A 24204-nucleotide genomic window follows, 5' to 3' on the forward strand; every position below is an offset into this window, starting at 1 on the left:
AGGAGCAGGGAAAATGGCTTTCGCATACAGTGACATGCTCGAGACAATCAAAAACAAGCAATGGGCTCTTGCCGATATCGATTGGAACGCCCCTGGCGCGGAACTGATCACCGATGAACAGCGTCCCAAACTCAAGCAATTCATGTCCGACGTGGTGTGGATTGAGCATGTTGGAGCACGTGCCTTCGCCGCGATGGCTCCAAAGGCGCCATTCGAAGCGCTCGGAGACATTTACCGTTACTTTCACGCCGAGGAGCAGCGTCACGCCAATGCCGAACTTGCCTTGATGCGTCGCTGGGGCATGCTCGAGGAAGGCGAGAAACCGGTCCCGAACAAGAATATTCGGCTGGTCATCGAATGGCTGGACCGTTATGCGGAAGCCCTGCCCCTGACCGTCATCGGGGCCGCGATTCCGGCACTGGAGACTGCGCTCGATGGAGCGCTGCTGAAGTTTCTCCTCGATGAGGTTGACGACCCTGTGTGCGGGGAGGTGTTCAACAAGGTCAACAGCGACGAATCAAGGCATCTCGCGGTTGGCTTCCAGGTCTTGAATGACCTGGGCGCCAGCCCGATGCGAATCCACGCCATTCAAACTGCGGGTGCTCTTGTCGACCCGCGCATTCTCACCGGCGCGTTGCTGTATATCCCGCTCCTGACGCGCATGTTGATGAATCTCAACGCTATGGGTCTGTCCGAGGAGAAGTTATACAACGCAGTGACGCGGTATGCCAATGTCGGCGATCGCAGTGAGCATACGCGGAGGGTGCCCGGCTATCACATCTTGAAGGCGCACATGTCGTCGTCCATCAAGCGGTCCCAGCCTCTGCACTTCGTGTCTCAGCGCCTTGGCAATGCGATCGATGTTTTCCCTGTTCAGATTTTCGGTCGGCCGCCATCCTGGACGGACGAACTGACCTACGAACCGGTTGCCAAATGACAGGCACCACGACGACGTTGATCGTCGGCGCCGGGTTCGCAGGTATCGGTGCGGCGATCAGACTGCTTCAAGAGGGCACGGATGACTTCGTCATCCTGGAACGGTCAGATCGCGTCGGAGGCACCTGGCGAGACAATACTTATCCCGGTGCGGCCTGCGATATTCCCTCGCTTCTCTACTCCTACTCGTTCGAGCCGAATCCGGGCTGGACTCGTACCTACTCGGGGAGCGCTGAGATCCTCGAATATATCGACGATATGGTCGACAAGTACGATCTTGCCCGGTTCATCCAGTTTGATACCGACGTGACTGCCTTGGAATTCGATGAGAGTGCCGGCATCTGGATGGCCGACACGGCAGATGGAAAGCGGTATCACACCCGGTCAGTTGTGATGGCCAGTGGACCACTTGCCAACGCCAGCTTTCCCGATATTCGGGGTATTGACTCGTACGGTGGAAAAAAGATCCACAGCGCTCGATGGGACCATGGCTACGATCTCGGCGGTAAGAGGGTTGCAGTCATCGGGACAGGCGCGAGCGCGGTTCAGATCATTCCCGAGCTCGTAAAGTCGGCTGCCTCGGTCAAAGTCTTCCAGAGAACGCCCGGCTGGGTGTTGCCCAGGGTGAACTTCAGGCATCCGGCCTGGGCGCGTTCGACCTTCACACACCTGCCGGTGAGCGAACAAGCGCTCCGCGACGCGTGGTTTTGGGCCCACGAAGTGATGGCAGTGGGTATGGTCTGGAACACCGCCGCGACGTCCGCGATACAGCTGGCGGCCAAGGCTCATCTCCGTCGGCAGGTGAAAGACTCCTGGTTGAGACGTCAGTTGACGCCCCATTTCAGGCCTGGATGCAAGCGCATGCTCATGACCAGTGATTATTACCCTGCGCTACAGGCGGATAACTGCAAGCTGATCAGCTGGCCGATCGCCACATTGTCACCCAACGGTGTTCGGACCGCCGACGGTGTCGAGCACGAAGTGGACTGTATCGTATTTGCCACTGGCTTCGATGTGGCCAAACGTGGCACCCCGTTCCCGATTAGCGGCCTCGGCGGTCGGAAGCTCGGCGATGAATGGTCTCAGGGGACATTTGCCTTCAAGAGCGTGAGCGTGGCCGGGTATCCGAACTTATTCTTCACTTTCGGACCGAATTCCGGGCCAGGCCACAACTCGGCGCTCGTATATATGGAGGCTGCAATTGACTATATAGTCAAGGCGATCAAGCTCCTTCAGCAAAATGACATCGGCACTTTGGATGTGAGGGAGGATCGTCAGGACCGCTATCACTCCGAAATTCAGCGCCGCCTTCGACGAACGACTTGGAATTCGGGGTGCAGCAGTTGGTATTTGACCGAGGACGGCTACAACGGCACGATGTACCCAGGTTTCGCGACCCAGTTTATGAGAGAACTATCCCGCTTGGATCCTCATGATTACGTGATAACCCGGCGCGACGATACACACGTCGAGCTGACGCAATCACTCTGAATACAAGTTTGCAGGGCTGACCGTCAGAACGGTGAAATACAGGAATGGATCGCAAGTCCGACCGTAATTACGAGATAATTATCATAGGAGCTGGATTTTCCGGCATCGGGTCTGGCATTAGCTTGATGAAGGCGGGATTTACCGACTTCTTGATGGTTGATGACGCCGATGGCGTAGGTGGTACGTGGCACTGGAACACCTACCCGGGTATCGCTGTCGATATACCGTCGTTCAGTTATCAATTCTCATACGAAATGCGGCCCTCTTGGTCGCGCACGTACGCCCACGGCAATGAGCTCAAAGCCTATGCCGAGCGATGTGTTGAAAAGTATCGGCTCTGGGACCATATTCGTTTCAACACAACCATTACCGAGGCTTGTTTCGACGAGAACGCAACACGGTGGCATTTGACCAGTGCCAATGGTGAGGAGTTCACGGCACGCTTCGTGATAAATTGCTCCGGCGTTCTCAGTCGGCCAAAGTGGCCTGAAATCAAGGGGGTGCGAGATTTCGCCGGCGTTACGCTCCACACGGCTAGATGGGACAATGCCAAAGATCTCAGCGGGAAGAGGGTTGCAGTAATCGGTACCGGTGCATCGGCGGTGCAACTGATACCCGAAGTCGCAAAGAAAGCAGAGAGTCTGACGGTATTTCAGCGAACTCCAATTTATTGTCTGCCGAAGCCAGACTTCCCCATACCGACGTGGGGTGGAAGGCTTCTACATTTCCTGCCGGGGGCACAATTGGCGACCCGGACCGCCAGCCAGGCGTTCGTGGAAATCACTTTCCCAATCGCCGCTCACTTTCATACGGTGATACCGTTCGCCGATGTCATGGAGAGCGCCGCAAAGCGGTACATGCGGCGTGAGGTCCATGACCCGACGACGAGAGAACAACTCATTCCGCGCTACTCGTTGGGCTGTAAACGACCCAGCTTCCACAATTCCTATCTCGCAACGTACAACCGGTCCAACGTTTCGCTCGAGACGAGCGGCATAACCCATATCGACCATGCATCCGTCCATACTCGAGACGGCAAAGCTCATCCCATTGACGTCTTGATCCTGGCCACCGGCTTCAAAGTGATGGAGTCGGGCAACATGCCAACTTACGTATTGAAGGGACGCGGCGGGCTGGAGCAGGCTACATGGTGGGACGAGCATCGACTGCAGGCCTTCGAAGGGGTGAGCGTCCCGGGATTTCCGAATCATTTCAACATCTTCGGCCCGTACGGCTACAACGGTTCCTCGTACTTCACGCTCATCGAGGCGCAGAGTCGGCACATCGTCCGGTGTCTTCGTCGCGCGCGGGCGCTGGGTGCTAACTGCGTGGAGGTCAAGAAGGAGGCGAACGACCGTTATTTCGCCGAAGTGCTAAGGCGGCGTCACAGACAGGTTTTCTGGCAGCCGAGCTGTTCCAATGCCAACAGCTACTACTTCGACAGGCACGGTGACGTTCCACTCCGTCCATCAACGACTCTGGAGACCTATTGGCGGAGCCGCACCTTTCGCCTCTCGGACTACCGATTCGAGAATCGGCCCGAAGAGGTGTGTCCCCGGTGACCAGAATGGATGCCCCTGACTGGCAGCCCAGTCTTGCCAGTCATCTCGTCGCGATGTCCTCGCGAACCACGCTGCGGCCACTGGCGCAGCTGATGCCATCAAACGCCTACGGACTTGCGGTGATGGATCGCGTGCTTCGAACAGCGCTCGTAGCCTCACGGCCTCGGCGCGGCGTCACAGTGCGCAAGGTTGACACTGTATTCGCCGGAGGCCCGGTTCGTGGGGACTGGATCACCACGCCTGCCATTAATCCGCATGCCAACCCTTTGCTGTACATCCACGGCGGCGCCTATTCTATGTGCTCGCCGGAGACGCACCGCGGTCTTCTTGGTGAACTCGCCTCGGCGAGCGGGCGCCCCATCTTCGCAGTGAAGTATCGTCTTGCCCCGCGGTATCCCTATCCCGCAGCCGCGGACGATGCGCTGAATGCGTATCGCTGGCTTACCAGCGGAGGGTCCCCGGGTTCTTGTCAGCGCACCGTCGCGGTTGCCGGCGATTCAGCGGGCGGTCAGCTCACGATGGCCACGGCCTTGGGCGCACGTGCAGTTGGATTGCCGCTCCCTGATGCGATGCTGCTGATGTCTCCCGTCCTGGATCTCAGGTGCGAACTTGCCAGAGCGCGTGAAATTCGCCGCCGGGATCCTTTTGCCTCCGCTCAATCAGCGGCGCGCGCTCTTGACCTCTACGTAGGTGGCGCAGATCGCGGAGATCCGCGCCTCAGCGTGCTTGACGCGGACCTCACCTCGATGCCGCCGATCCTCATTCAGGTGGGCGGGAGAGAAATGTTGATCGATGACTCGCGCCGTCTCGCCGAGCGACTTCAATCAGCTGGATCCCACGTCGAGATCCAGGTATACCGGGGACAGATCCATGTATTCCAGGCTATGTTCCGGATTCTTCCCGAAGCCCGAGACGCGATTCATCGAGCGGGACGCTTCCTTGAAGCCTCGGAAGTCAGGTGAAAGTGTCCGAACAGGCAATGCTCCTACACCTACACCACCTCGACCGCCGCAGCGTGAAGTCAGTCGTCTCTGCCTCATGAGCAGCAACTTCGCGACGGCCTGTCGCGCATACGATCCGTCGATCGTGATCATCGGGGCCGGCTTCGCCGGGGTTGCGATGGCCCACCGGCTGAAGAAGGACGGGTTCACGAACTTCACGATCCTGGAAAAGGCTGCAGACATCGGGGGTGTTTGGCGTGACAACACCTATCCGGGAGCGGCCTGCGACGTGCCGTCAGCGTTGTACTCACTCTCGTACAAGCCCAATCCTCGTTGGTCACGGCGATATGCCGAGCAACCCGAGATACTCAAGTACCTCCAACAACTCGTGGAGAGTGGCGGACTGGCCGCGCATCTGCGTACCCAGACCGAAGTTGTCGCAATGACCTTCGATGACCAGCTAGGGCGTTGGACCCTGGTTACGAACTCGAACGAGACAATAACCTGCGATGTCGTCGTCTCGGCCGTGGGTCAGCTCTCCTTGCCCCACGTACCCGTTATTGCCGACGCAGACACCTTCCAGGGGCCGCGCTTTCATTCGGCGCGTTGGGACCGATCGGTTTCGCTTCGCGGCAAGCAAGTAGCCGTCATCGGCACAGGAGCTAGTGCCATCCAATTCGTGCCACACATCGCCCAGGAGGCGGAGCATGTCACGCTATATCAGCGCACGGCTCCGTGGATCTTGCCGAAGTGGGACAGCAGGTATGGAGTCCTTCACGACAGGGTGAGCGAGTTATTGCCGATGGCGCTGCGCCTCGAGCGTTTCGCGGTATGGCTAATTTTCGAGTTGCTCGCTGTGACGCTAGTCGACGCGAAGCCCCTCTCACGCGTCCTCGGTGCGATCGCGCGCCGCCACCTACATCGGCAGGTTGCTAGCCCATCTTTGCGCGAGCAATTGATGCCTTCGGACGCGCCAGGGTGCAAGCGAGTGCTGTTCTCGAATGATTACTATCCAGCAATCGCGAGTGATCGCGTGTCGTTGGTGCCGAAGGCTATCGCAGAGCTCTGCGACAACGGTGTCAAGACCGTGGATGGAGAGTTTCGTCCTGCAGATGTCGTGATCTACGGAACCGGGTTTCGCGCCACCGATTTTCTCGCCCCGATGTCCGTGCGCGGCTCTCGCGGAGTCTCCTTGGCCGAGGTGTGGAAGACCCAGGCGTACGCATATCTGGGCATCACTGTCCCCATGTTCCCGAACCTGTTCCTGCTTTATGGTCCCAACACGAATGTGGGCTCGGGGTCGATCCTCTACATGATCGAGTCACAAGTCCGTCACATCGCAACGCTCATCAAAGCCGTGGCTGCTCATCCGGGTCATGCGATCGATGTCAGGACGGAGAGCGCGCAACGCTACAACACGCGCTTGAGAAGGCGACTACGGAGGTCGGTGTGGGCGCTGTGTGCGAGCTGGTATCGAACCTCGAGCGGGGAAATCCCGACGAACTGGCCGGGGCCTACCTTGGTTTATCGACTCCTTACCCGGAAGCCGCACAGCGGCGATTACGTCTTGAGAAACGTCGGGCGTCTAAAGGTCTGAGACCCTGCAGAACCGAGCCTGGCCGACTAAGGGCACGAGACGCGCACTTAACCGCTAGGCCAATAATGTCTAGATATTGACATCAATGGCATCTTTGTAAAGACTGGTGGACGCCGTCAAAGCGGCCCAGCGTCCAGGAGGAACCATGACGAATCACCTTCTCGCACCTGCGCACCACGTGAAGGAGCGGTTGTCCTCTGTGATCATGGTCCCCGCGCCTCACGCCGTCGACGACAGATGGCGTCGATGGAGCCGGGACTGGCCGGTTCGTGAACTGGCACCGGCACCCGCGGGCAGTGGATTGAAAGCCGTCCGGGGGGATGCCGGACTGCCCTTCGTAGGTCACACGCTCGACTACATCCGATTCGGCTCGGATTTCAGTCGAGAGCGCTACGACCGTCTGGGTTCGGTGTCGTGGATGGGCGCGTTCGGCACCAAGATGGTGGTCATCGCCGGCCCTGACGCCACTCGAGAGGCGTTCACGAGCGAAGCGAAAGCATTCTCTCAGGATGGCTGGTCCTTCCTGATCGACGCCTTCTTCCATCGCGGTTTGATGCTCATGAGCTTCGACGAGCACTTGATGCACCGGCGCATCATGCAGGAGGCGTTTACGCGTCCGCGCCTGACCGGATACGTCGAACAGGTAACGCCATGCGTTCGCTCGGCAGTGCCTGCGTGGCCGGTGGGCCCGTCGGTTCGAATCTACCCACTGTTGAAGGAACTCACCCTCGACATCGCTACCGACGTCTTCATGGGCGGCCGCGGCAAGGACGAGAGCGATGCTGTCAACAAGGCGTTCGTCGCTACGGTCCGGGCGGCGAGTTCCCTTGTGCGTGCTCCGCTTCCGGGAACCAGATTCCGCGCTGGTGTGCAAGGGCGGCGCGTTTTGGAGGACTACTTCTTCCGGCATCTGCCGGCCGCGCGAGCCGGTGAAACGGAGGATCTGTTCGCTGCTCTCTGTCAAGCCACGACCGAAGACGGGGAGCGGTTTTCCGACGAGGATGTGGTGAATCACATGATCTTCTTGATGATGGCGGCCCACGACACCTCGACGATCACCACCACAGCGGTCACCTATTTCCTTGCCAAGTATCCGCAGTGGCAGGAGGCTGCGGCTGCGGAAGCCGCGGCCATCGGTGACGGGTTGCCGGACATCGAGGCCCTGGAGAAGATGACGGTCATCGACCTCGTGATCAAGGAAGCGCTCAGACTGCTTGCACCTGTTCCGCTGGTGATGCGCAAGACGGTTCGAGATGTCGCCATCGATGGATATCACATCCCCTCGAACACGTTATGCGCTATAACGCCTGCCGTGAATCACTTCGATCGAACGATCTGGAGTGATCCGGAGCGGTTCGATCCCTCACGTTTCGACGAGCCTCGGCGCGAAGACCAACACCACCGATTCGCCTGGGTTCCGTTCGGAGGTGGAGCGCACAAGTGCATCGGCATGCAATTCGGGACGCTCGAAGTCAAAGCAATCCTGCACAGGATGCTGCGTTCGTTCACTTGGAAGGTTCCGGAGAACTATCACGTCCGATGGGACAACACCTCGCTGCCCATTCCGGTGGACGGACTTCCGTTGGAGATGAAGCGCCGATGACCGTCGACCACAGCCCCTACCTCGAACCCACGGAGTTTCTTGACTGGCAACAAGATTCGGTACGTGACTTCGTGTCATCGGCGATCCGTGGTGCCTGCGGCGACACCGAGAAGGCCATCGCCATCTTCACCGCGGTCCGTGACTCCATTTGGTACGACCCCTACACGGTGACCGACAACCCGCACGCGTATCGCGCCAGCACCGTCGCGACCGCAGAACGGGCCTACTGCGTCCCGAAGGCCGTGCTCTTGACTGCAGCGTGCCGAGCGGCGGGAATCCCGGCGCGGCTGGGGTTCGCCGACGTCCGAAACCACCTCCAGACCAAGGCATTGCGCGAGCGGATGGGTGGTAGCGACGTTTTCGTCTACCACGGCTACAGTCTCATGTTCCTCAACGGTGCGTGGGTAAAGGCCACCCCGGCGTTCAATCGCGAGCTGTGCGCACGCTTCGGTGTCTCGCCGATCGAATTCGACGGCCGTAGCGACGCGCTACTCCATGGTTTCACCGCTGACGGCACCCAGCACATGGAGTATCTGCGCGACCGGGGAGCCTACGACGATCTACCCCTAGCAGACATCCTGCAAGCACTGAGAACGCATTACGGCACATTCATCGATCAGCCGAACAGCCGTCCCGACCTCTTCGCCTGAAAGGGCACTACACGATGCAAAGCACAATGCAAAATGTTCCGCTCACGGTGTCGGCGATCGTCCAGCATGCGGCAGCCATACACGGTGACAGCGAGGTCGTCACTCCGACCGGAAATGGATATCGGAGAACGCCTTACCGCATTGTGCTGGCGCGAGTGGCTCGCCTTGCCAATGCGCTGCGCAGTCTTGGCGTCACGGCAGACCAACGCGTGGCCACCTTCCAGTGGAGCAACCAGGAACATCTGGAGGCCTACTGTGCGATTCCCTCCATGGGCGCGGTCCTGCACACGCTCAACATTCGTTTGGCCCCAGAGCAACTGGCGTACATCGCCAATCACGCGAGCGATCAGATCGTCCTAGTCGACGCTTCGGTTGCCCCGTTGTTGGCGCGCGCGCTCCCAGCGATGGCGTCGGTGCACACCGTCATCGTCACCGGAGAGGGCGACCTTGCCCCGCTCCAGGGATGCGGGAAGACCGTTCTGCGTTACGAGGAAGTGCTTGCCGGCCAAGAAGAATCATTTGACTGGCCTGAGCTCGACGAGCTGTCCGCCGCGGCCATGTGTTATACGAGCGGTACCACCGGAGATCCCAAAGGCGTCGTCTACAGCCACCGTTCGACGTACCTTCACTCCCTGACCGCCTGCACAGCTAACGCTTTGTCAGTCAGCGAGGCCGACCGTGTGCTGGCCATCGTCCCAATGTTTCACGCCAATGCGTGGGGGCTTATTTACGCAGCGTTGATGTCCGGTGCGGATCTGGTACTGCCTGACCGGTATCTCCAAGCCGAACCGTTGGTGTCGATCATCGAAGACACCAGACCGACCTTGGCCGGTGCAGTGCCGACGATCTGGAACGATGTCGACCGATATCTGGATTCGCACCCTGAGCGGGACATTTCTTCGTTACGGCTGGTCGCGTGCGGGGGGTCTGCTGTTCCGCTTTCGTTGATGCGGGCATTCGAAGAGAAGTACGACGTGCCCATTGTGCAGGCCTGGGGTATGACCGAAACCTCTCCGTTGGCGACCGTTGCACGTCCGGCTCACAGAGCCGACGCGACGCGGCGCTGGGAGCTGCGCGCATCCCAGGGCCGACCGATCTGCGGTGTCGAAATCCGGTTGCGGGACGACGACGGGAAAGACGTGCCGTGGGACGGGCAATCAGTTGGGGAGATCCAGGCGCGCGGTCCCTGGATCACCGGGTCCTATTTCGGAAACAACGATACGGAGAAGTTCGACGAAGGATGGCTGCGTACCGGTGATGTGGGCAAGATCGACGCCGAGGGCTATCTGACACTGACCGACCGCTCGAAAGACGTCATCAAGTCAGGTGGCGAATGGATCTCCTCGGTGGAGCTGGAAAACACGCTGATCGGCCACCCTGCCGTGTACGAAGCGGCGGTAGTCGGCGTCGCGGACGATAAATGGCAGGAAAGGCCGTTGGCGCTTGTCGTCGTCCACCCCGGAACCGACGTTGACATTGACCAACTCCGATCGTTCCTTGCGGACAAAGTCGCCAAATGGTGGATTCCCGAGCGATGGAGCTTCGTGTCCGATATTCCGAGGACGAGCGTCGGAAAGTACGACAAAAAGGTCATCCGTGCGCGCCACTCTGCCGGCGAATACCTCATCGAAATCGAAACGTCATAACGTCAAATCCCTGGAATTCCAACAGTCGGAAGGTAATCATGTCCTCACCAATCTCTCCCTGGATGAATGCCGAATTACTCGAGCTTCGTGACCTCGCTGCGAAGTTCTTCTCGGCCGAATTGGCGCCGCATGCGAACCGCTTTGCAGACCAGCACCACGTCGACCGAGAACTGTGGAACCGAGCAGGCGAGCTGGGCCTGCTCTGCATGTCTATACCTGAGGAATACGGCGGAGGCGGTGGCACTTTCGCGCACGAAGCGGTCGTGCTTGAAGAGCAGGCCCGCATAGGTGACAGCTCATGGGGCGCGGGACTGCACAGCGGAATCGTCGCCCACTACATCCTGCAGTACGCGACTGAAGAGCTGCGCGCGCAGTGGCTTCCCAAGATGGCGTCCGGTGAAATGATCGGGGCGATCGCCATGACAGAACCGGGGACCGGGTCCGATCTGCAGAGCGTCAAGACAAAAGCCCTCCTGGACGGTGACGAGTACGTGATCACCGGCTCCAAGACTTTCATCACCAACGGCCAACAGGCCGACCTCATCATCGTTGTTGCCAAGACAGATCCGAGCCAGGGCGCTGCGGGCATCTCTTTGATCGTTGTCGAGGCTGACCGGGCGGGATTCCGGCGCGGCAAGGTTCTCGACAAAATCGGCCAGCGCGGCCAGGACACCTCCGAGTTGTTCTTCGATGAAGTGAGAGTTCCGCGCTCGCATCTACTGGGCCAGTCTGAGGGACAGGGCTTCATTCAGCTGATGACGCAGCTGCCACAAGAGCGACTCATCGTCGCGGTGGGGGCTGTCGCAGCGATGGAACTTGCCCTGGAGCAGACGCTCAAGTACACGCGTGAGCGGGAGGCGTTCGGTCGGCCTGTCTTTGGCTTTCAGAACACCAAGTTCACGCTGGCTGAAGCCGCGACAGAAACGCGCATCGCACGAGTGTTCCTCGACTACTGCATCGACCTGCACCTTGCGGGTCAACTCGACGTGCAGACCGTCGCCATGGCGAAGTGGTGGACCACTGAGCGAGCGATGAAGGTACTCGATGACTGTATGCAGCTTCACGGCGGATATGGCTACATGACCGAGTACCCCATCTCGAGGTTGTGGGTGGATCAGCGCGTGCAAAAAATCTATGCCGGCACGAACGAGGTGATGAAGGAAATCATCTCGCGTTCCCTATGACTCAGAGGAGTTGCCGCCCGCACGTTAGTCATCTAGAGGAGGAGGACTGATGGCATCGATGGTGGTGCCGTATCGCCACGACATGGGCGGCCACTGCGGATCGGGGGCTCTTCGGGATTTGACCGAATGGGCCGGGATCCGTTGGGGTGATGACACCCCGGACGAAGGCATCGTGTTTGCTCTCGGCGGGGCCCTCGACTTCTCGTATGTTCGCTCGGCCCACCTACGTCCACCGATCTACCTCGTTGGACGCAGCGCGGACCTCGAAGACGAATACTTGACCCGGTTGGGCGCGCGCTTCGAGTGTCGTTCGACAGACGACCCCGATCTCGGGTGGAAATGGGTGACCGAACAGATCGATGCCGGTACGCCGGTCATGGTGTGGACTGACATCGCCGAATTGCCCTATCTGAGAACGCGTCTGAGTATGAGCCGGCACGATGTCGTGATCGTAGGGTACGACGACGACGAGGAACTCGCCTTCGTGGTCGATAACGATCGCGATACACCTCAAGCCGTGCCTTACGAGAATCTACGGAAGGCGCGGGCATCGACGGGATTTCCCGTCCCCACGCGGCACACCACCTACGTAGTCGAGTGGCCCGGCGCGGCACCAGATCTCGGCAATGCTGCCCGGTCGGCCTTCCGTAGGTCCGCGGACGCGATGCAGGGTTCGTGTGTGAGCGCGCCGATCACCGAGGACTCCGATTGTGAAATTCAGGTGCGTGGGCTACCAGGGGTATCGACTTTTGTGGAGGATCTCAAGCGGTGGCCGAAGATCTTTGACGACGACACCCTCGACGGAGCCTTGTTTGCGCTGAGCGCCTTCATCGAAAAAGCCGGAACCGGAGGCGGTCTGTTCCGAGATCTGCAAGCACGTGGATGTCGGCGCGTCGCTGAAGAGTTGAGTTTCGAACCTGCGTTTAAAGCAGCGGAGGCTGCAAAGACCGCATCTGAGTTGTGGACCGCGGTTGCGCACGCCGCTTATGACCGCGGTGCAGATCCGCACCGAAGAGCGAGCGGCGCCGCGTCCGTGGCTGCGCAATTGCCGACAGCCGAACGTCGACTCGCGGAGGCGCTGAGGGAGGCAGGAGATCTACTCCTATGAGTTCTGATTGCTTCGGAGCAAGCCGAACTGGTTGCGACCCAGCAGATTTATTTGAGCGCTTTGAATTGTGTCATAGGAAGGGAGAATCACGATGGCTGTCTTCGCTGATGCGGAAGAGGTTTACCGCTACCTCGCCGGCATCTTTCGACGAGGTTTGGAGAACGAAGACCTTGCGAACAGACTTGCCGGGTCCGGGGTGGTGTTACGGATCCACTACACCGATCCGGATGCGGTAGTAACCGTGGATATGCCGGAGAAGGTCGTAGAGACCGGCGCGGACAGTGGCGTTACACCGAATGTCGAATTGTTCATGTCCGCGGATACCGGCAACAGGTTCTGGTTGGGGAAGGTGAACTTGACCATGGCGATGGCGAAAGGAACTGTACGAGCGAAAGGTCCTGTCACCAAACTGATCAAGCTCATACCGCAGGCAAAGAACCTCTTTCCGGAATACCGGGCAATCCTTGAGGCCGACAAGCGTCACGACCTGCTCAATGTGTGATGTCGGTGCGGTACCGCGCCCGGGCCCGGGTGAGCGGCGCGGGCCTCTGGGCGATGTGCCCGGAGATCATCCAGGACAGTTCGCGCGACCACCGTGCGCGGTCGGGATAACTACTCGAGAAGCGTAATTCGATAGAAGGGACTTCAACATGAAGACACGTGCGGCTGTTTTGTGGGGCTTGGAGCAGAAGTGGGAGGTCGAAGAAGTCGATTTGGATCCGCCAGGTCCCGGGGAGGTCCTCGTGCGGCTGGCGGCCACCGGCTTGTGCCATTCCGACGAACATCTGGTGACCGGCGACCTCCCGATCCCATTGCCGGTAGTGGGGGGTCATGAGGGTGCTGGCACAGTCGTGGAGTGCGGCGAAGGGGTTGAGGAACTGTCCGAAGGTGATTCTGTCATCTTGACCTTCCTTCCCTCGTGTGGGCGCTGCTCGTACTGCGCGCGCGGCATGGGCAATCTCTGTGAGTTGGGAGCGGCGCTCATGATGGGACCGCAGATCGACGGCACCTATCGCTTTCACGCACGAGGCGAGGACGTCGGGCAGATGTGTTTGCTCGGGACGTTTTCCGAGTACACAGTGGTGCCGCAGGCGTCCGTGGTCAAGATTGACGGCGGAATCCCCCTGGATCGGGCAGCCTTGATCGGTTGCGGCGTCACGACCGGTTACGGATCTGCGGTGCGGACTGGGGAGGTGCGCGCCGGGGACACCGTCGTGGTAGTGGGAGCGGGCGGAATCGGAATGAATGCGATTCAGGGCGCGCGAATCGCGGGAGCGCTGGCGATTGTGGCGGTCGATCCGGTGAAGTTCAAGCGAGAGCAAGCGAGCGGGTTCGGTGCGACGCACACCGCGGCCTCGATGGATGAAGCTTGGTCGCTGGTCAGCGATATGACGCTGGGCAAGCTGGCTGATGTCTGCATCCTCACCACCGATGTGGCTGAGGCCTCCTACACCGCGGAAGCGCTGGCCTTGGTCGGAAAGCGCGGGCGCGTCGTGGTCACGGCCATCGGGCACCCCGACGACTCATCGATCTCAGGATCACTGCTTGAAATGACGCTTTACGAGAAGCAGATTCGTGGCGCTTTGTATGGCTCATCCAATGCGCCGCACGATATTCCGCGACTGGTCGAGCTGTACTCCGCTGGGTTGTTGAAGCTCGATGAGTTGGTCACCCGCGAATACTCCCTCGACCAAATTAATGAGGGCTACCAGGATATGCGTTCAGGAAAAAATATCCGAGGGCTGGTCCGGTTCTGAAGAGCATCATGCCCACTGCTGGTCTCCATGTCCTTGCGTTGCTGCAGATCATGCGGCCGGGCCCCTTGGGTGGTTGGCGTCGGGTCCTTCTTTCCCGTCGTGAGGACGGCAAGCATCAGACACCTCATCGATCATCTATCACATTCTCTGGGAGGCTGAGATGACGGACGCTGGCACGACCACGGCAAGCAGGGATGGGGCTGCTCGTTTCGCTATCGCCCCGGAGGTGTGGACCACGCCGGAGCGACGAGCGCTGAGCCAAATGGCGCGGTCTTTCTCGGAACGTGAAATCGCGCCGAAGCTAGCGGAATGGGAGCACGTGGGTGAGATTCCGCGCGACCTGCATCTCAATGCTGCCGAGGTGGGGCTTCTCAGAATCGGGTTCCCGGAAGAAGTCGGCGGCAGCGGCGGCAATGCGATTGACTCTGCACTGGTCACTGAGGCCATCCTGGCCGCAGGCGGGTCCACTGGCGTCTGCGCCGCCTTGTTCACCCATGGCATTGCCCTTCCCCACATTGCCGCCAATGGCTCCGACGCCCTGATTCAACGATATGTCCGTCCTACGCTCGCAGGAAAGATGATCGGCTCGCTGGGCGTTACCGAGCCTGGGGCAGGCTCAGATGTCGCGAATCTGCGCACACGCGCGGTGCGCGAGGGGGACACCTACGTGGTCAACGGAGCAAAGACGTTCATCACCAGCGGAGTTCGAGCGGACTTCGTTACTACGGCGGTACGCACCGGCGGACCGGGTTACGGTGGAGTTTCATTGCTTGTGATCGACAAGAATTCGCCTGGATTCGAAGTGTCCCGCCGGTTAGACAAGATGGGGTGGCGATGTAGCGACACCGCCGAGTTGTCTTTCGTCGACGTTCGCGTACCGGCTGACAACCTGGTGGGGGCAGAGAACAGTGGGTTTTTGCAGATCATGCAGCAATTTCAGGCTGAACGGCTCGGCATCGCCGTCCAGGCGTACGCGACGGCGGGTCGGGCTCTCGACCTTGCCAAGAGTTGGGCGCGGGAACGTGAAACGTTCGGTAGACCCTTGACGGGGCGCCAGATCATTCGCCATAAGCTTGCGGAGATGGCTCGACAGGTCGACGTGGCGTGCACCTACACCCGTGCGGTCATGCAGAGGTGGCTAGCGGGGGAGGATGTCGTTGCCGAGGTGTCGATGGCCAAGAACACCGCTGTGTATGCGTGCGACTACGTGGTCAATGAGGCGGTTCAGATCTTCGGTGGGATGGGCTACATGCGTGAGTCTGAGATCGAGAGACACTATCGAGATTGCCGAATTCTCGGAATAGGCGGCGGCACCAACGAAATCATGAACGAGGTCATCGCCAAACGTATCGGACTCTAGCTACTTGATTGAATCGCCCTGACTTTCCCGGAGGCTCGGGTTATTGGATTCCGGCCAGGGGTTGGTCGGTCCCATGTGCATCGTGGAACGCGGCTTCGAACTCGGTGGGTGGGATGTCATTAAGGTAGCTGTGTAAGCGGCTGGTGTTGTGCCAGTACACCCAGCTCAGGGTCGCGAGTTCGACGTCCTCGACGGTCTTCCACGGCCTGGTGCGGACTGGCCCGTAGATCAGCTCCGCCTTGTAGTAGCCGTTCACCGTCTCCAGGGCATTATCGTAGCTGTCTCCGATCGTGCCGATCGAGCGGACCGCTCCGATCTCGGCGAGCCGTTCGCCATAGCGGATAGAGGTGAATTGCGATCCGGCATCGGAGTGACATGTCAAGCCCGGCAATGTGTTTCCGCGTGACCAACGAGCCATCTCCAACGCATCCAGCACCATGGTGGTACGCATGTGCGACGCTACCCGCCAGCCCACGATCATCGGGTCTGCTGCACCAATAGGTGACATCTGAGTTGGCTTGCCCAAAGCGGGCGGGCTGGAAGGATGTCAGTGTGCCTAGGCCCTACCCCCGTGAATTTCGCGACGACGTCGTCCGCGTTGCCCGTAACCGCGACGACGGGGTGACGATCGAGCAGATCGCCACCGATTTCGGCGTGCACCCGATGACGTTGACCAAGTGGATGCGCCAAGCCGACGTCGACGAGGGCGCCAAGCCAGGTAAGAGCACCAATGACTCCGCTGATCTGCGCGAGCTACGACGCCGAAATCGGTTGTTGGAACAAGAGAATGAAGTCTTACGGCGGGCAGCGGCGTACTTGTCGCAGGCCAATCTGCCGGGAAAAGGGTCTACCCGCTCGTAAGTGAGCTCGCCGCCGACGGGATTCCCGTCGCGGTGACGCGCCGGGTACTCAAGCTCGCCCGCCAGCCCTACTACCGCTGGCGGGCAAATCCCATCACCAATGCCGAACTCGTCGAGGCATACCGCGCCAACGCCCTGTTCGACGCGCACGGCGAGGACCCCGAGTTCGGCTACCGCTACCTCGTCGAGGAGGCCCGTGAGGCCGGCGAGCCGATGGCCGAGCGCACCGCCTGGCGCATCTGCTCACAGCAGCAGTTGTGGAGCGTGTTCGGCAAGAAGCGCGGCAAGAACGGCAAACCAGGACCGCCGGTGCACGACGATCTGGTCCAGCGCGACTTCACCGCTGAAACGCCAAACATGTTGTGGCTCAGCGACATAACTGAGCATTATACCGGCGAGGGCAAGCTCTACCTCTGCGCGATCAAGGATGCATTCTCCAACCGCATCGTGGGTTATTCGATCGACTCCCGAATGAAGTCACGCCTGGCGACCGCCGCGCTGCGCAACGCGGTCGGCCGCCGTGGGGTGGTCGCCGGCTGCGTGGTTCACACGGACAGAGGGTCGCAGTTTCGAAGTCGAAAGTTCGTCCAGGCCCTGCACCATCACGGCATGGTCGGCTCAATGGGACGTGTCGGCGCGGCCGGCGACAACGCGGCGATGGAGAGCTTCTTCAGCCTGCTGCAGAAGAACGTCCTCGACCGCCGCCGCTGGGCCACCCGAGAGGAGCTGCGGATCGCCATCGTCACTTGGATCGAACGCACCTACCACCGACGTCGCCGCCAAGGCGCCCTCGGCCGGTTGACCCCCGTCGAATACGAAGCCATCATGACCACGACGGCCAGTCAGGCCGCGTGACCGAAATTGTCACCTGATCGTGCAGCAGACCCACTTCCTGATAGAGCTTGGCACAGGCCTCTTTGGTAGGTGCACCGTCCTCGCGTGAGTCAGATGCATCGGGGTCGGGAGGCATATTAGACACGGCACGACCTTAGGACGGCGGTCTCACATGTCACGCCGACGCGCCGTTTGCTGTGGTGGGTCTGCTTCCGCAGCGCGGGGACAATATGGAGACCTTTCGGTCACATCGGTCACATCTGTCACAGGCAGCAAACACTCCGAAACGACAACAACCCTGCCTGAGCATTGCGTTTGCATGGTGCGCCGTCAGGGTTTCGAACCCCAGACCCGCTGATTAAGAGTCAGCGGCTGTCAGCGATGCCTGGGCTACCGGCGTCGCCGCGAAAACGTCAGAGTAGCTCTATCTGCTCAGGTTCCTCGACGCTAGGCCCGTTAAACTCCACCAGCGTATGACGGATCAATGGACGGTTTGTACGCCACTGGTTGGTCGAAGTCAAACAACCAGAACGCTATTTATCGACAATAGGTTGTTTGACAAGTAGTCACTGAGTAGAGTAACAGACGTGCTCTCTGCTTCGATTCCTGCCCGCTTGGTCGACGCAGGCGTGCGGATGGTGACTGGTGATGCACACAGCATCACATACCGAATCGATGGCCGCGCCGTAGTAGCGGACCTGGTTCTGGCAGAACGTGTGCCATCTCCGGCCGCAGTCCTTAGTCGTGTGCGCCGCCATCCAGGCCGCCGCGTATTCGTGGTGTGCGAGACCATCTCAGATGAGGCACGTTCAGCGCTCCTGGCTCAGGCTGACGTGGATCTCAGCGTCGGCAGCACCGGCGAACTGGTGCTCTCCGGGCGAACCTACCGAACGCCAACACCAGGACGGCCGCCCCGCGCCGCCAGCGAGCGCAGCTGGCGGCGGCGGGCGGCTGAACGGGTCTGTGTGCTTACGCGCGGTCACCTCCGCCAACGCGACATTGCCGCGGCCATCGGAGTTAGCCAGCAGGCGGTGTCCAAAATGACCGAGAAGGATCCGCTGCCGGACACGCCGATGACCGAGGCTGCGCGCCGGGAGCTCCTGGTGAAACTGGCATTGGTACCTGCGGACAGCGGACTTGTCGAAACGTACTGGTATGGAATGGATCCGGTAGTGGAGCAGGTGCGCAGTGCGACCCGACTCGGCGCCGAGCTCACCGTGCCGATCCTTGCTGGCGGCGAGGTCGCCGCCGACGTCCTGCGACCGTGGCAGGTACCAACCAGAGGTCTGGTCTATGCCAAAGAACTGGTCGACCTCTCCGAGTTCGGTTTGGTGGAGGCCACCGCCGAGGAAGCGACCTTGACTGTGCGGGTTCCCGCCGACCCGACCGTCTGGACGACCGCGGCCTGGTGGCGGCGGGTTCGTGATACGCAGCGTTCCGACATCATCACTGTGGATCCAGTGATTGCGCTTCAGGACCTCAGCGGCGGTGCCGATCTTGGCGACGGTGCACCGCAGCATCTCAGCGACTGGATCGTGCACCGGTGACCGGAACAGCATCGGTGCAAATCGCCTGCACTGCGGTGGCCGACGACAACGGAATGCGTGCACTGCGTGACGTGGCCGCAGTCACTGCCGACATCGAGTACCGCGTCATCGGCGGTCACATGGTGCGACTGCTGCGGCACGTCTACAACGTGTCGGGCATACCGCGACTGACCTCCGACGCAGACACCGGGATCGACGTCAACGTGGCGTCCACCGGGAACCTCCACGATCGACTCACCGCACTGGGGTACACCGCTGAGTGCGGCAACCGCTACGAGCGGGGTGAGCAAGCGGTCGACCTCTTAGTTCCCACCGCAGCCAAACCAGGCAAGCGGATCATCGGCGAACGAGCCTTCGACGGAGCGCCAGGGCTGCGGTTGGCGCTCGCCCTACCGCCGATCGAAGTCGCCGTCACAGCCCGACTCACCGACGGCGACACGGTTGAGTTCGAAATTCCGGTTCCCGACGTCGAGGCAGCATTCGTGTTGAAGATGCTGGCACGTACCGTTCGCGACTCCGAACGTGACCTCCAGGATATCGAGACACTACTGGAGATCGTCGCGTCACAACCCGATTACCACGCTTCGCCGTGGCGCCTGGGCGACCCCAAGATCACAAAGGCCGGCGAGCGCGGCGACGCTGCGCGTGTGGCAGCGCAGATGATCTCCAGTCCGCCGACGAGGGTGCCGGCCAGAGTGCGGGCGCTGCTCCGGCGCCATGTCGCCATCGTGTCGCGATGACGCACCAGCAGACAGTCGTTCGTTTCCGTGCGGCTACGCCGAGCGAAACGGTTTCGGTCTCGACGGAGCCGGCAAATGCTGAGCCGGAGCATTGACATGGCTGCTGGCTGCGCGGGTCCCCACGCCGGTGGCAATAACGGCTAGGTCGTTGTCGGCGGAGCGGCGTAGTCTAGTTACATGGATGTAGTTCCCGCGACGCCTGCCAACCTTGATAATGGTACGTCCTCGCCGGGACCTGGCGAATTCGCCGCGCAGGTCTATCCAGCAGCCGAGCGCGAGGCGGCTGGCCCGCGCCCCGAGCGCTTCCAGGTCCTCGCTCTCGATGGAGGGGGCGCCAAGGCGTTGTTCACTGCGCATGTGCTTGCACGTCTGGAGCAGGATCTGGGCGTTAGGATCACCGATTCCTTCGACCTCATTGCTGGCACGTCGGCGGGCGGCATCGTCGCACTGGGTCTCGGTGCGGGCCTCACGCCGAAGGAGATTGTCTCCCACTACGAAGAACTGGTCGAGAAAGTCTTTCCGGCGTCGAGGCGGCGAGGATGGCGCCGACCACGGCAGCTGAGATCGCCCATCTATGACGCAGAGGCGCTGCGGCAAGCGTTGACCGGCGTCCTCGGAGCCCGACTCCTTGGCGACAGCACGAAGCGACTCGTCATTCCCGCGTGGGATGTACAACGCGGGGCCGTGCACATCTTCAAGACTCCGCACCACACACGGCTGACCCGCGACTGGCGCATACCGATGGTGGACGTTGCACTGGCGACCTCGGCGGCGCCGCTGTACTTCCCCGCGGCGTACGTCGACGGACACAGGCTCATTGACGGCGGAGTATGGGCCAACAACCCGGCTGTCGTCGCGATCGCCGAGGCCGTCAGCATGCTCGGTGTTCCTCTCGACGCGATTACCGTCCTCAACGTCGGCACCATTGATCAGCTGACCGATCACCCCAAGCGCTTGGACCGCGGCGGACTCTTACACTGGGCAAGACCGATTGCCCCGCTGATCCTTAACGCCAGCAGCCGTGGCGGACAGGGCCTCGCCGAACACTTGATCGGCAAATCCAACTACACGCGCTTCGACGCTCTAGTGCCCGGCGGCCTCTACGCACTGGACTCGGCGGACCCAAAGGACGTGGCCGGCCTCGCTGCCTCAGTCAGCCGAGAACTCAGCCCTAGCTACACCGCGAAATTCGCTGACCACCAGGCGCCCGCATACACACCGGTGAACGGACGCCGACACCGCGACGATCCGGGCAGCATTTCACACACGGAGGCCCCCAATGCAACTCGCTGACCACTTCAACGTCTTGCTGAAAGACACGGTCAATCTCAGCCAGTTCAAACTGGACCTACTCAACCAGCGCGTCGAAGCCATCTACAAGGCACTCAAAGCCGACGTCGAAATCGGTGCGCTGATCACCGGCAAGACGCCGCAAGGCTCCTGGGCACACCGCACGATCATCAACCCCGTCGGTGACAACGAGTTCGACGCCGACTTCATGCTCGACATGAGCCAGAACCCGGACTGGGCCGACAACCCCAAGACCTACATCGATGAGGTCTACGCAGCCCTGCATCGGCACAGCACCTACGGCACCATGCCGCACTCACGTAAGTGCCGCTGCGCGCGGCTCGTCTACGCCAACTCCATGCACGTCGACATCGTCCCTCACCTCAACCTGGCCGACGGTCGAGAGGTCATCGTCAACCGCGACGACAACGAGTGGGAGCTGACGAACCCGCAGGGTTTCACCGATTGGATGAAGAAACAGGACTCTATCGCCAGCGGGAACTTACGCAAAGTGATCAGACTCATGAAATACCTTCGTGATCACAAGAATTCGTTCACCGGCACACGTTCAGTCCTGCTGACCACCATGCTGGGGGAGCAGGTAACAGACTTGCGCAAGCTCCTGGACCCGAGTTACTACAGCAACGTCCCCACAACTCTTCTTCATGTCGTGCAAGACCTCGACACCTGGTTGCAAGCGAACCCGATCAAGCCCTCCATCGCCGACCCGTCCGGTTCCGGCGTGACGTTCGACCACCGGTGGGGACCAGACCCCGAGAGCGCTCAGGCGACCTACAGCTACTTCCGTGACCGAATCCACGTGCATGCCGCCGACATCGAAGCGGCCTACGAGGAGAAAGACAAAGACCGCAGTGTCCAGCTGTGGCAGAACATCTTCGGCGACGGATTCAAGGCGCCGGCCACAACAACCGCTAGCGCGAAGTTTCCAGCAGCCACCTCTGCCGCGGACTCAACAGTGGGGCGCTCTGGTCGGGCAGGGTGACCAGACGCCACCAGCCCACGCTGACGGGCTGGCAGAAGCATCTCCTCGCCGAACTCAAAGCGCTAGCGCAACAACGTCCCAACGAAATCCAGGTCCGAGGAAGACCCACGCTCGACGCTAGCGGCGAGGCGTCGCTCCGCATCTCGCTACGCACGGCCGCCATCCCGCATCATCCGGGTGGCCTGCAACTTCAAGAGACCGAGGAGTTCATCCTTCAGCTTCGCCCCTCTTCGTACTCGCTACCGGCTATCGACGTTGATCACACTCGGTTTCTCGGCTACCCCCATGTGCTCGCGGGTCAACGACTATGCATCTATTTGGATCCTTCACGGGAATGGCAGCCGACGCTTGGTGTGGCCGGCCTACTCACCCGCCTTTGGGACTGGCTCGTCGACGCGGCCGCCGGAAACTTCGACGCCGCCACCGCCATGTACCACGCTGTTGGCGGAGTGCCGCATCAGGCACATGACACACCGACGATCGTTACCCGAGAACCCGGACCGGCGAAGCGCCACCAAACGGCTCACCTGATCGCCCGGTCAACGCACCGATACGACCTGACGTACTCGCCTGGAGCTGCCGGGCATCGCGTACCGGTAATTACCCTGGCCACCGCGCTGCCGTTCGGTGCCGCATCCACATTCGCGCTACTGCTTGCTCTCCTGGACGACCCCTACCTTGACCGCCTCGAAGGACGGGCTCCCCGGATCGCACCGCAATCGCCGGCGTTCCTCACCGCCCTCCTGGCGAGTGCGTTACGAAATCACCACGACGCCGAGCAATACTTCGTCCTCGCCGTGCCGCACCCCGCTGGAGGCCCACCCCACCTCTTGGGCGGACGGCTCCCCACCCCAACGGCGAATGCGCTCCGCGAGGTCGCGCAGCAACGGGGTGTGGGGGTTGTTCTCGACCCCGCGAAGATCAACACTGAAATCCCGATTGAGTGGTGCAGGATGTCCGACGAACGACCCGAAGTGACAACCCGCCGCGACGACGGCCGCCCCGTGAACGGATTTCAACGAAAGACTGTCCACATCTGGGGCTGCGGCGGGCTCGGATCATGGATCGCCGAATTCATCGCTCGCGCAGGAGCATCGGAGATCACCGTGTGCGACCCTGGCATCGTCACCGGCGGCTTGCTCGTCCGACAAAACTACGTCGAAGACGACATTGGCCGTTCCAAAGCCGAGGCACTCGCTGGACGGCTCCGCGCGATCCGTGATGACCTGACGGTCACCGTCGCAGAAGGGCACCTCCCAGAAGACCACACGTCATGCCTGGCAGCGGATCTCATCATCGACGCCACAGTGAACAACGGCATCACGAGCTGTCTCGATGCGTTGGCAACTGCGCCGACGCGAAAGGCATTGATCGCTCAGGTCGCCACAGACGCTCGCTCTGGCACGCTCGGCCTAGCCGTGCTGTGCGCCGCAAGCGCAACAGCGACAGTTTCCAGCATCGATCAAGACGCTGGCCGAACAATCCAGGGCGACAGCGGACTTGAGCTCTACCACACGCTGTGGCAAGAACCCAGCGATGACGAACTTATACCAACCAGGGGCTGCTCGGTCCCCACATTCCACGGCTCGGCAGCCGACCTCGTAGCGGTCGCAGCCACACTCGTCAACCTGATCGGAAGCCACCTCCAACAACCGGACTCCGCGGTTTCGGGCACACACCTCATCGCTCTGCCGCACGCGGCCAGCGGCCCCCGACACCACTTCCTCCCCGGTGTAACGCACCCCATGGATCACACAGCAGGGACAGAATGAGGGCAACGGAACGTCAACGCAATGCCCCATCAGAGGGCGTCATTGTCGAGCGTCTTCGCACCGAGGCAACCAACTGGATCAACGCCGTGGCGCTCCAATCAGGACGCATCGACCGACGCTTCAACAAGCGGCACGCCGACCACGTGGAACTCCAAACTCTTGAACGTGACCTGCACTTCTTCCTGTTAGCGGCGGTACGCCTTCGCCGCTGTATCGAGCAGGTGTCTCGATACCAGTAAAGAAAGTTCTCACATCGCAGGTCAGCGACGGTCAGGCTATTGGTCCGGCCTGCCGCTCGCGGCGTCTCGATGCGGCGAGCAGCG

20 protein-coding genes and 1 pseudogene are annotated in these 24204 nt (G+C 60.8%); 20 read left to right on the forward strand and 1 reads right to left on the reverse strand.

The window, feature by feature from the left end; all coding sequences use genetic code 11:
• The first annotated feature begins 13 nt into the window (after window positions 1-13).
• From AWC12_RS04140 to AWC12_RS04200, 13 genes are all read left to right on the forward strand, one after another.
• Window positions 14-937 (forward strand): hypothetical protein, encoded by a 924-nt coding sequence (locus AWC12_RS04140; protein WP_005086594.1) that lies wholly within the window; start codon window positions 14-16, stop codon window positions 935-937.
• Window positions 934-2427, forward strand: a complete 1494-nt coding sequence (locus AWC12_RS04145) for a flavin-containing monooxygenase (RefSeq protein WP_011560580.1) — start codon at window positions 934-936, stop codon at window positions 2425-2427. The genes AWC12_RS04140 and AWC12_RS04145 overlap by 4 nt, the downstream gene beginning before the upstream one ends.
• Window positions 2428-2471: 44 nt before the next feature.
• Complete coding sequence (locus AWC12_RS04150) at window positions 2472-3989, forward strand: flavin-containing monooxygenase (protein ID WP_011560579.1); 1518 nt, start codon at window positions 2472-2474, stop codon at window positions 3987-3989.
• The gene (locus AWC12_RS04155; protein ID WP_012296509.1) at window positions 3986-4951 is read left to right on the forward strand and encodes an alpha/beta hydrolase; all 966 of its coding nucleotides are present in this window, start codon (window positions 3986-3988) and stop codon (window positions 4949-4951) included. The genes AWC12_RS04150 and AWC12_RS04155 overlap by 4 nt, the downstream gene beginning before the upstream one ends.
• Before the next feature lie 76 nt (window positions 4952-5027).
• Window positions 5028-6527 carry a flavin-containing monooxygenase gene (locus tag AWC12_RS04160; protein WP_017205328.1) on the forward strand — a complete coding sequence of 500 codons (1500 nt, stop codon included), beginning with the start codon at window positions 5028-5030 and terminating at the stop codon, window positions 6525-6527.
• 145 nt (window positions 6528-6672) lie between these two features.
• Window positions 6673-8130, forward strand: a complete 1458-nt coding sequence (locus tag AWC12_RS04165; protein WP_011560575.1) for a cytochrome P450 — start codon at window positions 6673-6675, stop codon at window positions 8128-8130.
• A complete protein-coding gene (locus AWC12_RS04170; protein ID WP_011560574.1) occupies window positions 8127-8780 on the forward strand; it encodes a transglutaminase-like domain-containing protein in 654 nt (217 codons plus the stop codon). Before AWC12_RS04165 ends, AWC12_RS04170 begins: the two co-directional genes overlap by 4 nt.
• Before the next feature lie 26 nt (window positions 8781-8806).
• Entirely contained in the window at window positions 8807-10426 is a 1620-nt protein-coding gene (locus AWC12_RS04175; protein WP_017205326.1) for a fatty acid--CoA ligase, read from the forward strand.
• 38 nt (window positions 10427-10464) lie between these two features.
• Window positions 10465-11610: an acyl-CoA dehydrogenase family protein gene (locus tag AWC12_RS04180; protein ID WP_005086582.1), complete on the forward strand. Its 1146-nt coding sequence runs from the start codon at window positions 10465-10467 to the stop codon at window positions 11608-11610.
• A gap of 49 nt (window positions 11611-11659) precedes the next feature.
• Window positions 11660-12718 (forward strand): BtrH N-terminal domain-containing protein, encoded by a 1059-nt coding sequence (locus AWC12_RS04185; RefSeq protein ID WP_005086581.1) that lies wholly within the window; start codon window positions 11660-11662, stop codon window positions 12716-12718.
• Window positions 12719-12809: 91 nt separating this feature from the next.
• Window positions 12810-13220 (forward strand): SCP2 sterol-binding domain-containing protein, encoded by a 411-nt coding sequence (locus AWC12_RS04190; RefSeq protein WP_005110592.1) that lies wholly within the window; start codon window positions 12810-12812, stop codon window positions 13218-13220.
• A gap of 148 nt (window positions 13221-13368) precedes the next feature.
• A complete protein-coding gene (locus tag AWC12_RS04195) occupies window positions 13369-14475 on the forward strand; it encodes an NDMA-dependent alcohol dehydrogenase (RefSeq protein WP_011560572.1) in 1107 nt (368 codons plus the stop codon).
• Between the two features lie 160 nt (window positions 14476-14635).
• Window positions 14636-15835, forward strand: a complete 1200-nt coding sequence (locus tag AWC12_RS04200; RefSeq protein ID WP_011856018.1) for an acyl-CoA dehydrogenase family protein — start codon at window positions 14636-14638, stop codon at window positions 15833-15835.
• Between the two features lie 40 nt (window positions 15836-15875).
• Here AWC12_RS04200 and AWC12_RS04205 read toward each other — a convergent pair.
• A pseudogene (locus tag AWC12_RS04205) lies at window positions 15876-16319 on the reverse strand (DDE-type integrase/transposase/recombinase); the annotation flags it as partial.
• 68 nt (window positions 16320-16387) lie between these two features.
• On the opposite strand from AWC12_RS04205, the gene AWC12_RS04210 reads away from it, so the two are divergent.
• From AWC12_RS04210 to AWC12_RS04245, 7 genes are all read left to right on the forward strand, one after another.
• Window positions 16388-17550, forward strand: a protein-coding gene (locus tag AWC12_RS04210) for an IS3 family transposase (protein ID WP_225323256.1) whose coding sequence is annotated in 2 segments (ribosomal slippage) — window positions 16388-16672 and window positions 16675-17550 — 1161 coding nt in all. Because the reading frame shifts where the segments join, the coding sequence is not laid out codon by codon here.
• A 614-nt stretch (window positions 17551-18164) separates the two neighbouring features.
• A complete protein-coding gene (locus AWC12_RS31970) occupies window positions 18165-19076 on the forward strand; it encodes a hypothetical protein (protein WP_017205323.1) in 912 nt (303 codons plus the stop codon).
• Entirely contained in the window at window positions 19073-19816 is a 744-nt protein-coding gene (locus AWC12_RS04225; RefSeq protein ID WP_011560566.1) for a nucleotidyl transferase AbiEii/AbiGii toxin family protein, read from the forward strand. The genes AWC12_RS31970 and AWC12_RS04225 overlap by 4 nt, the downstream gene beginning before the upstream one ends.
• A 177-nt stretch (window positions 19817-19993) precedes the next feature.
• On the forward strand, window positions 19994-21109 hold the full coding sequence (locus AWC12_RS04230; protein ID WP_011560565.1) for a CBASS cGAMP-activated phospholipase: 1116 nt from the start codon (window positions 19994-19996) through the stop codon (window positions 21107-21109).
• Window positions 21096-22109 (forward strand): SMODS domain-containing nucleotidyltransferase, encoded by a 1014-nt coding sequence (locus AWC12_RS04235; RefSeq protein WP_005110610.1) that lies wholly within the window; start codon window positions 21096-21098, stop codon window positions 22107-22109. Before AWC12_RS04230 ends, AWC12_RS04235 begins: the two co-directional genes overlap by 14 nt.
• A complete protein-coding gene (locus tag AWC12_RS04240; RefSeq protein WP_011768281.1) occupies window positions 22106-23881 on the forward strand; it encodes a ThiF family adenylyltransferase in 1776 nt (591 codons plus the stop codon). The genes AWC12_RS04235 and AWC12_RS04240 overlap by 4 nt, the downstream gene beginning before the upstream one ends.
• Window positions 23878-24120, forward strand: a complete 243-nt coding sequence (locus AWC12_RS04245; protein WP_005110614.1) for a hypothetical protein — start codon at window positions 23878-23880, stop codon at window positions 24118-24120. The genes AWC12_RS04240 and AWC12_RS04245 overlap by 4 nt, the downstream gene beginning before the upstream one ends.
• Window positions 24121-24204 lie beyond the last annotated feature (84 nt).

It is taken from the genome of Mycolicibacterium iranicum (genome assembly GCF_002101705.1).
Lineage (GTDB): Bacteria > Actinomycetota > Actinomycetes > Mycobacteriales > Mycobacteriaceae > Mycobacterium > Mycobacterium iranicum.